At 65.2% G+C, this 13,582-nt stretch carries 12 protein-coding genes; 3 read left to right on the top strand and 9 right to left on the bottom strand.

Annotation, left to right across the window (positions count from 1 at the left end):
* Positions 1 to 51 precede the first annotated feature (51 nt).
* The 3 genes from tpa to ssb form a co-directional block, all read right to left on the bottom strand.
* A complete protein-coding gene (gene tpa / locus DFP89_RS10700; protein WP_114349383.1) occupies positions 52 to 1,431 on the bottom strand; it encodes a hypotaurine--pyruvate aminotransferase Tpa in 1,380 nt (459 codons plus the stop codon).
* A gap of 171 nt (positions 1,432 to 1,602) precedes the next feature.
* Positions 1,603 to 1,974: a nuclear transport factor 2 family protein gene (locus tag DFP89_RS10695; RefSeq protein ID WP_114349471.1), complete on the bottom strand. Its 372-nt coding sequence runs from the start codon at positions 1,972 to 1,974 to the stop codon at positions 1,603 to 1,605.
* Between the two features lie 111 nt (positions 1,975 to 2,085).
* Entirely contained in the window at positions 2,086 to 2,595 is a 510-nt protein-coding gene (ssb, locus tag DFP89_RS10690) for a single-stranded DNA-binding protein (protein WP_114349382.1), read from the bottom strand.
* A gap of 218 nt (positions 2,596 to 2,813) precedes the next feature.
* On the opposite strand from ssb, the gene DFP89_RS10685 reads away from it, so the two are divergent.
* Positions 2,814 to 3,464: a lytic transglycosylase domain-containing protein gene (locus DFP89_RS10685; RefSeq protein WP_114349381.1), complete on the top strand. Its 651-nt coding sequence runs from the start codon at positions 2,814 to 2,816 to the stop codon at positions 3,462 to 3,464.
* A 214-nt stretch (positions 3,465 to 3,678) separates the two neighbouring features.
* Here the strand turns inward: DFP89_RS10685 and DFP89_RS20325 are convergent, their stop codons facing one another.
* Positions 3,679 to 3,846, bottom strand: a complete 168-nt coding sequence (locus tag DFP89_RS20325) for a hypothetical protein (protein WP_181870310.1) — start codon at positions 3,844 to 3,846, stop codon at positions 3,679 to 3,681.
* Positions 3,847 to 3,999: 153 nt separating this feature from the next.
* Between DFP89_RS20325 and DFP89_RS10680 the strand changes: the two genes are divergently transcribed.
* Positions 4,000 to 5,082: a PA0069 family radical SAM protein gene (locus DFP89_RS10680; protein WP_114349380.1), complete on the top strand. Its 1,083-nt coding sequence runs from the start codon at positions 4,000 to 4,002 to the stop codon at positions 5,080 to 5,082.
* On the opposite strand, the gene bmt is transcribed toward DFP89_RS10680, so the two are convergent.
* Together bmt and trpS are read right to left on the bottom strand one after the other, a co-directional pair.
* Positions 5,079 to 6,050 carry a betaine--homocysteine S-methyltransferase gene (gene bmt, locus DFP89_RS10675; protein WP_114349379.1) on the bottom strand — a complete coding sequence of 324 codons (972 nt, stop codon included), beginning with the start codon at positions 6,048 to 6,050 and terminating at the stop codon, positions 5,079 to 5,081. The genes DFP89_RS10680 and bmt overlap by 4 nt on opposite strands.
* Before the next feature lie 76 nt (positions 6,051 to 6,126).
* Positions 6,127 to 7,146: a tryptophan--tRNA ligase gene (gene trpS, locus DFP89_RS10670; protein ID WP_114349378.1), complete on the bottom strand. Its 1,020-nt coding sequence runs from the start codon at positions 7,144 to 7,146 to the stop codon at positions 6,127 to 6,129.
* Positions 7,147 to 7,245: 99 nt separating this feature from the next.
* Here trpS and DFP89_RS10665 point away from each other — a divergent pair, with 99 nt between their 5' ends.
* Positions 7,246 to 7,959 (top strand): rhomboid family intramembrane serine protease, encoded by a 714-nt coding sequence (locus DFP89_RS10665; RefSeq protein ID WP_114349377.1) that lies wholly within the window; start codon positions 7,246 to 7,248, stop codon positions 7,957 to 7,959.
* On the opposite strand, the gene murJ is transcribed toward DFP89_RS10665, so the two are convergent.
* The 3 genes from murJ to DFP89_RS10650 form a co-directional block, all read right to left on the bottom strand.
* Positions 7,950 to 9,494 (bottom strand): murein biosynthesis integral membrane protein MurJ, encoded by a 1,545-nt coding sequence (gene murJ / locus DFP89_RS10660; RefSeq protein ID WP_114349376.1) that lies wholly within the window; start codon positions 9,492 to 9,494, stop codon positions 7,950 to 7,952. The two genes, DFP89_RS10665 and murJ, sit on opposite strands and share 10 nt — an antisense overlap.
* Before the next feature lie 19 nt (positions 9,495 to 9,513).
* Positions 9,514 to 12,261, bottom strand: coding sequence for a [protein-PII] uridylyltransferase (locus DFP89_RS10655; protein ID WP_245948652.1), 2,748 nt, complete (start codon positions 12,259 to 12,261; stop codon positions 9,514 to 9,516).
* A 65-nt stretch (positions 12,262 to 12,326) separates the two neighbouring features.
* Positions 12,327 to 13,529 carry a penicillin-binding protein activator gene (locus tag DFP89_RS10650; RefSeq protein WP_114349374.1) on the bottom strand — a complete coding sequence of 401 codons (1,203 nt, stop codon included), beginning with the start codon at positions 13,527 to 13,529 and terminating at the stop codon, positions 12,327 to 12,329.
* Between the last annotated feature and the right edge of the window lie 53 nt (positions 13,530 to 13,582).

Genomic DNA, 13,582 nt, shown 5'->3' with positions numbered 1-13,582 from the left:
CCGCGGCGGCGTCCGGGTCAATTTTTCCGGAATGCCGCCGCGGATCAAGCCTTAAGCAAAGACGCGGGTCAGCGCGACGTCGATGGCATTGGTGATGCGGTCGATGTCATCGGCGGTGGCGATCAGCGCCGGCGACAGGCAGAGCGTGTTGTTGAAGCCGGGAAGCGAGCGGTTGGTGGCGCCAATGATGACGTTTTGCGCCAGACATTCGGCGACCACGGCCTGCACCTTCTTCTCGTCCATCGGCTCGCGGGTCTTGCGGTCCGAGACCAGTTCGGCGCCGCAGAACAGGCCCTTGCCGCGCACATCGCCGATGACCGCGTGCTTGTCCATCAGCGTGGTCAGGTTGTCCATCACCCGGTTGCCCATGGCGACGGTGTTGGCCAGCAGGCCCTCATCCTCGATGATGCGCATGTTCTCGATGGCCGCGACCGGACCGGCGGTGCAGCCGCCAAAGGTCGAGATGTCGCGGAAAAAGCTCATGCCGTCCTGCGGCGCGTCCTTGAACATGTCAAAGACGCGCTCGGTGGTGACGGTGCAGGAAATCGCCGCATAGCCCGAGGCGACACCCTTGGCCATGGTGACGAAATCCGGCTCGATCCCGTATTGCTGATAGCCGAACCAGGTGCCGGTGCGGCCGATGCCGCAGACCACTTCGTCGATATGCAGAAGGATGTCGTATTTGCGGCAGATTTCCTGCACGCGCTGCCAGTAGCCCTCGGGAGGGGTGATGACGCCGCCGCCGGCGGTCACCGGCTCAAGCACGATGGCGCCGACGGTGTCGGGACCTTCGCGCAGGATGACTTCCTCGATCGCGTCCGCCGCGCGCTCGCCATAGTTTTCCACGTCCCATTGCTTGCGGTATTCAAGGCAATGCGGGACGCGCACGAAACCGTCGGGATAGGGGCCGTATTGCATCGCCCGCTGATCCTGACCCGAGGTCGCCAGCGTGCCGATGGTGGTGCCGTGATAGTCGCGATCGCGATACAGGATCTTCCATTTCTTGCCGCCGTGATGGCGGGCCGCGATCTGGCGCACCATCTTGTAGACCTTTTCATTCGCCTCGGAGCCCGAGTTCGAATAATAGACCCGGCTCAGCCCCGGCATCTTTTCGATCAGTTTTTGCGCAAAGATCGCGCCGGGCACGGTGCCGGCGGCGCCGGCGTAATAGTTCAGCTTGATGAGCTGGTCGCGCACCGCATTGGCGATGCTTTCGCGCCCGTAGCCCACATTGACCGTCCAGACCCCGCCCGAGACGGCGTCCAGAAACTCGCGTCCGGTGGCGTCCCATAGCCGCATCCCCTTGCCCTCGACATAGACGCGCGGGTCGATGGTTTCATACTGTTTGTGCTGGCTGAGATGGTGCCAGACATGCTCGCGGTCGGCGGCGATGACATGGGACATGTCATTGGGGTTCAGATCAAGCGTCATGGCGCCGTGCTCCTGCGGTCAATGGTTTCATCCTGATTGCGCCTGTTTGCCGCACAAGGATAGAGCCAGAATCATGCCACGGATGAGGCCAGATTGCGAGAGTTCCGACCAGAAACGCAAACGTCCCGGCATTTCGGCCGGGACGTGCAGGAGACAGTTTACAGGTTTGGCTTATCGGGCCGGGAACATCGGGTTGCCATTGGCCGCCTGATCCGCCGGAACTTCCTCTTGCATCACGTCCCAATGCTCGACGACCTTGCCATTTGCAAAGCGGAAGATGTCGACCGCCACCATCGTCTTTCCGAACCAGTTGGTGTAACGGCCATGCACCATGACCAGATTGCCATCCTCCATCGCGATGCCCGCCTCATAGCTGGGACCGGGTTCGGGATTGCTGATGAATGCGCGCAAAACGTCCAGACCATTGGGCAAGGCAGGGTTGTGCTGGATCATGTCGCCAGCCCAGAAGGTTTCGGCCGTAACCAGATCGCGCTGGTTGAATACGGCGTTCAGATAGGACAGTGCCGCGTCTTTGTTACTCATGATCTGCACCATTGATGGGCTGCCACAAGGCAGCGGGGAGCTGTCGGTCATCAGCCAGTGTCCCGGTGATGGGGTCCTGTATCTGTTTGTGAAGCCGTTACCGCTCTGGCCTCAGAACGGGATGTCGTCGTCGAAATCGGGACGTCCGCCTGCGGGCTGTCCGCCGCCCGAGGATTGCCCACCGCCAGAGCTGTATCCACCGCCCGAGCCGCCACCATAGCCGCCACCGCCATAGCTGTCATCGCCCCGGCCGCCGCCGCCACCGGCACCGCGACCGTCCAGCATGTGGAGTTCGCTGCGGAAGGGGCGCAGCGCCACTTCGGTCGAATAGCGGTCATTGCCCTGCTGGTCCTGCCATTTGCGGGTTTCCAGCTGGCCCTCGATATAGACCTTTGAGCCCTTTTTCAGGAATTGTTCGGCCACGCGGACCAGCGGCTCGGAATAGATGGCGACGGTGTGCCATTCGGTACGCTCACGCCGTTCGCCGGAATTGCGGTCCTTCCAGGTTTCGCTGGTGGCGATCCGCAGGCTGGCGATCTTGCCGCCATTCTGGAAGCTGCGGATTTCCGGGTCCTGCCCCAGGTTTCCGACCAGGATCACCTTGTTCACGCTGCCTGCCATCACTGCCGTCCTTGCTCTGAATCTCGTTGCGGCGGGTTTTACGCGGCGGAGGGGTTTCGGGCAAGCAGAATGGGGATCGTATCGATTGCGCGGAATTCCGCCGAAAAATCCAGCCGCGTCCAAAGGTTAAAATCCGCTTGCTGCGCGCCGCGAGCTTTGCGCTATAGTGCCAGGAAAAAATAACGATAACGATTTACGGCATGCATGAGGGATCAGAGATGTTTCCACGCAATCGGGCGGTGCTGCGCCAGCTTGGCCGGATGGCTGTTGCGCTGACGTTTTCGCTGGGCCTTGCCCTTCCTGCCGCGGCCGAGGGCCTGCGTCTGCAAGTCAAAAGCGGCAAGTCGCGGCTGGCTCAGTTCGAGCGTCAGACCCGGCTGATGGATTCGCGTCTGTCGGGCCAGTATCAGCAATCGGCCCGCCTGCGCCCCAAGGGCAGTTCGTCCAAAAGCGTGATCGAGCTGGATTTCGCCGGCGGCGCCATTCCCGCCTACAAGGGCAATCGCCGCAGCCAGTATCTGCCCCATGCCAAGGCCATGGCCCGCAAGCACGGCATCCCCGAGGATCTGTTCCTGCGCCTTGTGCAGCAGGAATCGGGCTGGAACCCCTCGGCGCGGTCGCATAAGGGCGCGCGGGGTCTGGCGCAACTGATGCCGGGCACGGCCGCGAAACTGGGCGTCGATGCCAGCGACCCGATCCAGAACCTGGAGGGCGGCGCGCGCTATCTCAAGATGATGTACAACACCTTCGGCAGCTGGCGGCTGGCCCTGGCGGCCTATAATGCCGGGCCGGGCGCGGTGCAGAAATATGGCGGCGTCCCGCCCTATCGCGAGACCCGCAACTACGTCCGCATCATCCACGGCAGCTAGGCCGGAGGCCGGGCCGAGCGATTGCGCGGGAAGCGGACCCGTTTCCCGCTTTGGCGCAGGAGATTGCTGCCGGCATTGGCCTGCTTGGGCGATCTCTTGTTCCTGTCGATTTCTTCGGAACGACCTTCACCGTTTTGCGACGCCGCCGCAATGCGATGCGGGAAAACGCTTCGGCAGTCTGTGTGCCAGGGGCGATCAGGTCAGGGGCGACGGCTCAGTGATGGCGGTGGTCGCGCGTCGTCAGATGCGCCAATGCGGCCCCGATCAGCGCCAGAATGCCAAGGGCGACCAGCGGAATCCCCACGGCATTCGCCACCCAGATCGTCAGCCCTGCGGCCAGGATCACGGCAAGCACCATCAACAGGAAATGTGGCAGCGGCATGTCATCCTCCGTTAGCCCCAATATGACTCTTCGGATCGAGCCGGAAAAGACCCGGAATCCGCTTTTGCACTCAAGAGCTGACAAAAGCGGATAAAAATCTCGCAATCCGTGCCGGTGCTGGTAAATGTTCACTTAATGTTCTAAAGTGGCGGCATGACCCTGCCGCCCCGAAACCCCGATGAGATCCTGCGCGCGCGTGGTGCCGACTCGCGCCCCGCCGCCCGGTTCGAGCCTTACCGGACCGAGCGCGAGCATGACGGCTGGGACATCCCCGAAGAGCAAAGCCTGCTCAGGACCGAAATCAGCCAGGAACGCGCCCGTTCGATCATCAGCCGTAACAGCTCGCCCGATGTGCCCTTCGACCGCTCGGTCAATCCTTATCGGGGCTGCGAGCATGGCTGTATTTATTGTTTCGCGCGCCCCAGCCATGCCTATCTGGGCCTGTCGCCGGGGCTGGACTTTGAGACGAAGATCACCGCCAAGCCCAATGCGCCCGAGCTGCTCGCGGCCGAGATCGGGCGGCGCAGCTATCGGGTGGCGGTGCTGGCCTTTGGCACCAATACAGATCCCTATCAACCCATCGAGTCGAAACTGGGCATCATGCGCGGCTGCCTGCAGGTCTTGCATGACTGGAACCATCCGGTGGCGCTGGTGACGCGCGGCGCGACGGTGATGCGCGACGCTGACCTGCTGGGGGCGATGGCCGCAAAGGGGCAGGCGGCGGTCGGCATCTCGATCACCACGCTGGATGCGGATCTGGCCCGGCAGATGGAGCCGCGCGCCCCCGCGCCCGCGACCCGGCTGCGGATGATCCGCTGTCTTGCGGATGCGGGCGTGCCGGTGCGGGTCATGGTCGCGCCGGTGATCCCGGTTCTGACCGGCCATGAGATCGAGCGCATCCTGCAGGCCGCCCGTGACGCCGGAGCGTTGGCCGCCAGCATGATCCCCCTGCGCCTGCCGCATGAGGTGGCGCCCTTGTTTCGCGACTGGCTGGAGCGCCACCATCCCGGCAAGGCCGCGCATGTCATGTCGCAGGTGCAGGCCATGCGCGGTGGCCGTGACAATGACCCTCGCTTTGGCAACCGCATGCGCGGCGAGGGGCATGAGGCCGAGCTGATGCACCAGCGCTTTCGGCTGGCGCGCAGGCGGCTGGGGCTGGAAAGCCGGCTTGAGGCTTTGGATTGCAGCCGTTTTGGAGCGCCGCCGCGCGCCGGGGATCAGCTTTCGCTGTTCTAGTCGTCTGTGCTGCCGCTCAGCGCCATGGCCTGCGCGATCCGGGCCGAGATGGTTTCGGCATTGGGGCGCGGGTTGCGGGGGGCCTCGATCAGCGCCTTGCGCATGGCGTCCAGATGCGCGGGCGTGGTGCCGCAGCAGCCGCCGATCAGCCGCACCCCCAGATCGCGGGCGAGCACCGCGAACTCCGCCATGACCGGCGGCGTCGCGTCATAGATCAGCCCGCCATCCTGATAGCGCGGCACCCCGGCATTGGGTTTGGCGATCAGCGGACGCTCATTCCCCGAGGCGACAAAGCCGGTCATCGCCATCAGCAATTCCGCCGGGCCAGTACCGCAATTGGCGCCGTAGGCGATGGGCGGGCAGGGCAGGCGGTCGATCAGCGAGGCAAGCTGCGGCGGCGTCACCCCCATCATGCTGCGCCCGCCCGGCTCAAAGCTCATGGTGCCGCACCAGGGCATGCCGACGGCCTGCGCGGCGCGGGCGGCGGCGCGCATTTCCTCGATGCTGCTGACGGTCTCGACCCAGAGGATATCGGCGCCGCCCTCTTTCAGCCCCTCGGCCTGTTCGGTGAAGATCGCCGCCGCCTCGGCCTCGGTCAGGCGGCCGATCGGGGCCATGATCTCGCCCGTGGGGCCGATCGAGCCTGCGATCACCACGGCGCGGCGGGCGGCCTGCGCGGCTTCGCGCGCAAGGCGTGCGGCGGTGCGGTTCAGCGCGTGGACGCGGTCCTGCGCGCCGGCCAGACGCAGCCGGGTGGCATTGGCGCCAAAGCTGTTGGTCAGGATGATGTCGGCGCCCGCCGCGATCATCTGGCTGTGCAGCGCCCGCACCTTGTCGGGCTGGCTTTCGTTCCACAGGTCCGGAGCCTGACCATGGACCAGCCCCATATTGTAGAGATTGGTCCCGGTCGCCCCGTCAGCAAGCAGCCAGGGCCTTTCGCCAAGCATTCTGGACAACTGGTCGCTCATCTTGCCGCCCGTCTTGGGCGGGGTATGGCCGAAATGCCGCCCCGCCGGGGTTTCGCCGCCGTGTCCGCCGCGCCGGTCAGCGCGAGCGGATCATGCCCATGATCTCCTTGGCGCGCTCGACGATGGGCTCGGCGATGGCGCGGGCCCGGTCGGCGCCATGGCCAAGGATGCGGTCGATTTCGGCGGGATCGGCCATGAACTGGGTCATCCGGGCGGTGATCGGGGCCAGCACCTCGACCGCGACCTCGGCCAAGGCCGGCTTGAAGGCGCCAAAGCCCTGACCCTCAAAGCGGGCCAGAACCTGATCGGCGCCTTCGCCCGACAGGGCCGCATAGATGTTGACGAGGTTTCTGGCCTCGGGCCGGTCCTTGAGACCTTCCATGGTGCCGGGCAGCGGCTCGGCATCGGTGCGCGCCTTGCGGATCTTTTGCGCGATGGCGTCGGCATCGTCGGTCAGGTTGATGCGCGTCGCGTCCGAGGGATCGGATTTCGACATCTTTTTGCTGCCGTCGCGCAGGGACATGACCCGGGTCGCGGTGCCCTCGATCAGCGGGTTGGTGATCGGGAAGAAATCCACGCCGTAATCGTGGTTGAACTTGGCGGCGATGTCGCGGGTCAGTTCCAGATGCTGCTTCTGATCCTCGCCCACCGGCACGGCGGTGGCGTGATAGGCCAGAATGTCGGCGGCCATCAGCGAGGGATAGGCCAGCAGGCCAAGGCTGGAATTCTCGCTGTTCTTGCCGGCCTTGTCCTTGAACTGGGTCATCCGGTACATCCAGCCGACGCGGGCGACGGTGTTGAAGAGCCACGCCAGTTCCGCGTGCTGCGCAACCTGGCTCTGGTTGAAGAGGACCGAGATCTCGGGGTCGACGCCCGCGGCCATGAAGGCCGCCGCCACCTCGCGCGTGTTGTGGCGCAGCTTTTCGGGATCCTGCCAGACGGTGATCGCATGCAGGTCCACGACGCAATAGATCGTCTCGGACCCGTTGCCCTGATATTCGGCAAAGCGTTTCAACGCGCCAAGATAATTCCCCAGCGTCAATCCGCCCGAGGGCTGGATGCCAGAGAAAATGCGCGGCGTGAAGCTCGTGGTCATGGCACTACCTGCTTGGAAATTTCCAATCGCTGCCTTACCCCTTGGCCCGTCCGGGCGCAACCGCCCTGCCAGTGCCGCCCTGTCATTGAAGGAACCAAGATGCGCCCCGGTTATGACGAATCGCCCCTGAACCCCGTGCCGCCCGTGATCTGGGCGCTGGTGCTGCCGATGATCGCCTTCGAGGCCTATTTCGGACTTGGCCAGCTTGGCTTTATCGGCGGCGGCCAGCCGGGCGCCGGCATGGCGCTGCGCCAGATCATGGCCGAGCGCACCGCCTATGTCCCCGAATTCGTGCTGCGGCTCTGGGAGATGGGGATATTCACGCTGGATCAAAGCTGGCGCATCCTGACCTATCCCTTTGTGCATCTGTCGATCACCCATGCGCTGTTCGTCATCGTCTTCACGCTGGCCTTGGGGAACCTGATCGCCCATCACTTCCGGGCCTGGGCGGTGATCGCGCTGTTCTTTGGCTCGGCCGTCGGCGGCGCGCTGATCTATACGCTGGTCGCCGGGCTTATGCCGCAGGTCCGCTTTCAGCCGCTGATCGGCGGCTATCCGGCGGTTTACGGCTTTGTCGGCGCCTTTACCTTTCTGCTGTGGACGCGGCTTGGGCAGGAAAACGCCAACCGGCTGCGCGCCTTCACGCTGATCGGCTTGCTGCTGGCATTCCAGCTGGTTTTTGGCATCCTGTTCCAGGATGGCAGCCTGACCTGGATCGCCGAGATCGCGGGCTTTGGCTGCGGGTTCCTGTTGTCCTTCGTGCTGGTGCCGGGCGGCATCACGCGGGTGATGCGCCAGATCCGTCAGCGCTGACGCCGGAACCCTGCTCGCAGGTCCGAGGGGCGGATGGCGCCAAGCGCCACCGCCGCCACGCCGTAAGCCGCGATGCCGCCAAAGACCAGCGCTGCCAGCGCCAGATAGCGCAGGCTGGGGGTTTCGAGCATCTCGCCCAGTCCCAGCCGCATCGCCCAGATCACCGCGCCCATCACCAGCGACGCCAGAACGATGCGGGGCAGGCGGTGGCGCAGCCGCGCATCCAGCGCCGCCGCCTCGCCAAAGGCGCGGGTGCCGCGCCAAAGCTGCGCCGCCATGATCCAGCCGGCGATGGTCGTGCCCCATGCCGCGGCCGAGAAGCCAATGAAGGGCGCAAGCCCCAGCGCCACCAGCGCATTCACCACCATCGACCAGACGGCAAAACGGAACGGGCTGCGCGTGTCCTCGCGCGCGAAATACAAGGGCTGCAGCACCTTTTGCAGCACAAAGGCCGGCAGGCCGACGCCATATATCGCCAGCGCCAAGGCGGTCGGGCCGACATCGGCCTGAAGAAATGCGCCGCGCTTGAACAGGACCGAGATCAGCGGATAGGCGGCGGCGACCAGCGCCACGGCGGCGGGCACGGTCAGGAACAGCGCGAATTCCGTGGCGCGGTTATAGGCGTGGCGGCCTCCATCCGTGTCGCCCGCCTTCAGCCGGCGCGAGATGTCGGGCAAAAGCACGATGCCGATGGCGATGCCAACCACGCCCAAGGGTAACTGATAAAGCCGGTCGGCATTGGTCAGCCAGGCGATGGCACCATCAAAGAACGAGCCGACCTGACGCCCGACCAGCAGGTTGATCTGCACGACCCCCCCGGCCAGCACGGCAGGCGCGGCCACGGCCAGCAGGCGCTTCATGTCGGGCGACAGGCGCGGGCGGCGCAGGCGCAGGGCAAAGCCCATGCGTTTCGCCGCCCACCAGACGCAGAAAAGCTGCGCAATGCCCGAGATCGGCGTGGACCATGCCATCGCCAGCCCCATGTCCCAGCCCCGCCAGTCGGCCAGCAGCATGGCGGCAATCAGGATGAAGTTCATCAGCACGGGGGCGGCGGCGGCGGCCATGAAGCGTCCGCCCGCATTCAAAAGCCCCGACAAGAGCGCCGTCAGCGAGATGAACAGGATATAGGGAAAGCAGATGCGGCCATAGGTGACCGCCAGATCGAAACGCTCATCCCCCCGAAAACCGGCGGCCTGCATCAGGACCAGCCATGGCATGGCGAAATTGGCGATGACCGAGACCACCAGCACGACGAAGGCCAGCCCCGAAAACGCCTCTTCGGCAAAGCCCCGGGCATTTTCGTCGGATTCAAGGCGCTTGGCGAACATCGGCACGAAGGCGGTGTTGAAGGCCCCCTCGGCGAAGAAACGGCGAAACATGTTGGGCAGGGTGAAGGCCACGATATAGGCCTGCGCCACCGGGCCGGTGCCCAGATAGGCCGCGATCATCACGTCGCGGACAAAGCCCACGATGCGACTGGCCAGCGTCCACGCGCCAACCGACAGAAAGCCGCGGATAAGTCTGATCGGTTGCATTGCCTGTCTTTCGTAAATCCTAGAACGATCCGCCCAAGGGGCGCTCGGCCTTTTCGGCGCGTTCGGTGCCGTCCTTGATCGCCTGCCGCAGTTTCTTTTCCAGCGCCTCGCGCTTGGCCTGCTGGTGCAGTTTCAACCCGAACATGTCCTTGACGTAAAACGTGTCGACGACCTGCGCGCCAAAGGTCGCAATCACCGCGCTGGCGATCTGGATATGGTTTTCCGCCAGGGTCCGGGTCAGGTCGTAAAGCAGGCCGGGGCGGTCGCGGGTATCGACCTCGATCACGGTATAGACGTCGCTGCCCTCGTTATCGAAGATGATATGGGTCGGAAAGCGGAAGGCCGAGTTGCGCTTCTTGGGCTTGTCGCGGCCGGCCAGCGCCTCGCGGGCGACGATCTCGCCCTTGAGCGTGCGTTCGATCATCTTGCGCAGGCGCGGCAGGCGGTCGGCGGAATAGGGGTGGCCGTCGCCGTCCTGCGCCCAGAACACCGCGGTCGCAAAGCCGTCCTTGGTGGTATAGGTGCGCGCATCGACGATATTGGCGCCGACCAGCGCCAGGGCGCCCGCCATGCGCGAGAAGATCCCCGGATGGTCGGCCAGCACAAAGGCCGCCCGCGTCGCGTCGCGGTCGGTATCGGGATGCAGGTCGATGCGGATCTCGTCGTCGCCGATCCCGTCCAGCATCTGCGAGAACACCGCCTGCGTGTCGGTGGGCAGGCCCGACCAATAGCTGTCGTAATGCCGGCCAAGTTCGGTCTTGATCGCCTTTGGCTCCCAGCCGCGGGCGGTCAGCAGGTGGCGCAGGGACCGCTTGGCCTCGCCGGTGCGCTGTTCGCGGTTCAGCTCTTCAAGGCCGTTTTCCAGCGCGGCGGCGGTTTCCTTGTGCAGCCGGCGCAGCAGCATGGCCTTCCAGTTGTTCCATGTGCCGGGGCCGACGCCGCGAATGTCGCAGACCGTCAGCACCAGGATCAGGTCCAGCCGTTTGCTGGTCTTGACCGCCTTGGCAAAGTCTCGCAGCACGCGCGGGTCGGCGATGTCGCGTTTCTGGGCCACATCCGACATCACCAGATGGCTGCGGATCAGCCATTCGATGGTCTCGATCTCGTCCGCCGGCAGGCCGAAACGGGTGCAGATGCGCCGAGCCAGCCGCGCGCCCAGGATCGAGTGATCCTCGGCCCGACCCTTGCCGATATCGTGCAAAAGCACCGCCAGATAGATGACGCGGCGGTTGATCTTGCCCTTCATGATGCCGCTGACGACGGGCAGGTCCTCGACCTCCTCACCGCGCTCGATCGAGGCCAGGGCGGCCACGCATTGGATCAGATGCTCGTCCACCGTGTAATGATGATAGACGTTGAACTGCATCATCGCCACGACCGGGGCGAACTCCGGAATGAAGGCCGCGAGGACCCCCAGTTCGTTCATGCGCCGCAAGGCACGTTCTGGGTTGCCGTGTTTCAACAGCAGGTCAAGGAAGATGCGCACCGCCTCGGGGTCCTGACGCACGCGGTCGTCGATCATGTCCAGATTGGCCGCGACCGCGCGCATGGCGTCGGGATGGATCAGGATGCCGGTGCGCAGTGCCTCCTCGAACAGGCGCAGGATGTTCAGCGGGTCCGACAGGAACTGCTTTTCATCGCTATAGGTCAGCCGGCCCCGGTCGACGCGAAAGCCCGCGCGGACCCGGCGGCGGCGCTGGAACAGGATGTTCATGATCGGCGCCTTGTAAAGGTGCCGGGCCTCGAGCGCGACAAGGAAGACGCGGGTCAGCTCGCCCACCTTGGTCGCGTGCAGGAAATAATCCTGCATGAAGATCTCGACCGCGCGGCGGCCGCCAAGATCGCGGTAGCCCATGCGCTTGGCGACCTCGACCTGCATGTCGAAGGTCAGCTGATCGACCGGGCGACCGGCGATCAGATGCAGATGGCAGCGCACCGCCCACAGGAAATCCTCGGCCTGCCAGAAGGTCAGATGCTCTTCGCGGGTGAAAAAGCCCAGGCTCACCAGCTCGACGGCGCGGTCGACGCGGTGGATGTATTTGGCGATCCAGTAAAGCGTCTGCAGGTCGCGCAGGCCCCCCTTGCCCTCTTTGACATTGGGTTCCAGCACATAGCGCTGGCCGCCCTGACGGCGGTGGCGCTCGGACCGTTCGGCAAGCTTTGCCTCGATGAATTCGGGGACCGAGCGGTCGAAAAGCTCGGACCAGAGCCGGTCGCGCAGGGTCTCGGCGGTCGAGGCATGGCCGCAGATCAGGCGGTGTTCCAGCAGGCTGGTGCGGATGGTGATGTCGCCCGCGCCCAGCCGCAGGCAATCGTCGATGCTGCGCGTGGCCTGGCCGATCTTCAGCTTGAGGTCCCACAGCATGTAAAGCATCGATTCGACGACGCTTTCAGCCCAGCCGGTGACCTTCCACGGGGTCAGGAACAGCAGGTCCACATCTGATTGCGGCGCCATCTCTGCCCGGCCATAGCCGCCGATCGCGAGCACGGCGAGGCGCTCGGCATCGGTGGGGTTGGTCAGCGGGTGCAGGATGGTGGTGGCGACGTGATGGATCGCGGTGACGGTGGCGTCGGTCAGCGTGGCGATGGCGCGCACGGTCTCGCGCGCGGCGCGGGGATGGGACATGAAGCCCGCCGCGATGTCGCTGATCGCCGAGGCGCGGGCCTTGGTCAGGATCTCGACGGTTTTCGCCCGGATCTCGCGCGGCTCGGTGATGTCGGCCAGCGCCTCGGTCAGGTCGGGCAGGAAGCTCTCGGGCGTGAACAATGAATGCGCCCCGGGCAGTGCCGGGGCGCTTTGTGGCAATTGGTCGGCGGGCTTTCCGATCAAGATCAGAACCCGAAACCGCCGAAGCTGCGCGGTGCGGGGTCCAGCACCACCAACTGGTTGTTGCGGATCGTCGCCACGGCCAGCGCGCGTTCATTGGTGCCGTCGCGGCGCAGCCGGAAGGCGCCGCCGACACCGGCAAAGCCCGAATTCTGCGTGAGCCCCGCCGTGGTCAGTGCATTGCGCTTGCCTGCCCGCACCAGCGCCGCGATGGCCGCGACACCGTCGTAACCCAGCGCGCCCAGATCATGCGGGGTCTCGCCATAGGCCTGACGGTAGCGCTGGTCGAACTGCGCCTTCATCGCGGTGTCGGGAATGGCGAACCAGCCGCCCTGCGTGCCGCGCAGCTGCAACCGGGCCGAGGGCTGGTCCCAGCGCGTCAGCCCCATCATCTGCACCGTGGCCGAGGTGACCCCGGCATCCGCCAGCTTGTCGGTCAGATAGGGCAGCACCGCGCCCTGGTTGGCGGTCAGGAAGACCGCATCGACATTCCCCGACAGCGCCGCCTGCGAGACATTCGGGATGATCCCGTCGATGCCCTGCTTGGACAGGGGATGGGTGACCGAACCGGCCAGCGTGCCGCCATTCTTCTGGATCGCGCGTTCGATGGCGCGGGCGCCGACCTGACCGGCGGCGTCGTCCTCGGCCACCATCATGATCCGGCGCTTGCCGTTCTGGACGCCGTATTTCACCAGCCGGTCGGCGACGTTGTCGAAGGTATTGCCCAGAACGAAAACATTGCCGCCGGCGATATCGGTGTTGTTCGAAAAGGACAGCACATTGATGCCCTGCGGCGCCATGGCATTGCCGACGGCATTGGCGCTGTCGGCAAACAGCGGGCCGAGGATGATCTTGGCGCCATCGGCGGCGGCCTTGTTGGCCTGTGCGACGGCCTGCGCCGGATCGGCACCGGCCTCATAGATGCGCAGGTCGATGGTGGCGCCGCGCGCATCCGCAGCCGCCATCTTGGCGGAATTGGTCAGTGAGCGCGCCAGCCAGTCCAGATCGGCGCTGCCGGCGCCTGCGGGCACCAGCATGGCCACCTGCACGGGCTGCGAGGGGTCGATCATCGGCCCGGTCTGCGGGCCCGTGGCTCCGATTCCGACCGGATCGCAGGCGGACAGCGCCAGGGCGGAAAGGACGGCTCCGATCCGCGCGAAGGGCCGGCGCAGGTCGAAAGCGCCGCGGATCGTTGTCAGGACGGTCATGGCGTGATTCCCTGTGGTCGAGGCTGGGGGTTTGTCGGGGGCAGGTTATTGGC

This window comes from Paracoccus lutimaris, from assembly GCF_003337565.1.
Taxonomy (GTDB): Bacteria; Pseudomonadota; Alphaproteobacteria; order Rhodobacterales; family Rhodobacteraceae; genus Paracoccus; species Paracoccus lutimaris.
This window is presented reverse-complemented; position numbering and strand designations above follow the sequence as displayed.

Bases quoted from the DNA above. Each gene is read 5' to 3' on its own strand.
- murJ (WP_114349376.1), bottom strand. From the start codon at position 9,494: ATGCAACCGATCAGACTTATCCGCGGCTTTCTGTCGGTTGGCGCGTGG.
- ssb (WP_114349382.1), bottom strand. From the start codon at position 2,595: ATGGCAGGCAGCGTGAACAAGGTGATCCTGGTCGGAAACCTGGGGCAG.
- DFP89_RS10685 (WP_114349381.1), top strand. From the start codon at position 2,814: ATGTTTCCACGCAATCGGGCGGTGCTGCGCCAGCTTGGCCGGATGGCT.
- DFP89_RS10650 (WP_114349374.1), bottom strand. From the start codon at position 13,529: ATGACCGTCCTGACAACGATCCGCGGCGCTTTCGACCTGCGCCGGCCC.
- tpa (WP_114349383.1), bottom strand. From the start codon at position 1,431: ATGACGCTTGATCTGAACCCCAATGACATGTCCCATGTCATCGCCGCC.
- DFP89_RS10695 (WP_114349471.1), bottom strand. From the start codon at position 1,974: ATGAGTAACAAAGACGCGGCACTGTCCTATCTGAACGCCGTATTCAAC.
- DFP89_RS20325 (WP_181870310.1), bottom strand. From the start codon at position 3,846: ATGCCGCTGCCACATTTCCTGTTGATGGTGCTTGCCGTGATCCTGGCC.
- DFP89_RS10680 (WP_114349380.1), top strand. From the start codon at position 4,000: ATGACCCTGCCGCCCCGAAACCCCGATGAGATCCTGCGCGCGCGTGGT.
- DFP89_RS10665 (WP_114349377.1), top strand. From the start codon at position 7,246: ATGCGCCCCGGTTATGACGAATCGCCCCTGAACCCCGTGCCGCCCGTG.
- trpS (WP_114349378.1), bottom strand. From the start codon at position 7,146: ATGACCACGAGCTTCACGCCGCGCATTTTCTCTGGCATCCAGCCCTCG.
- bmt (WP_114349379.1), bottom strand. From the start codon at position 6,050: ATGAGCGACCAGTTGTCCAGAATGCTTGGCGAAAGGCCCTGGCTGCTT.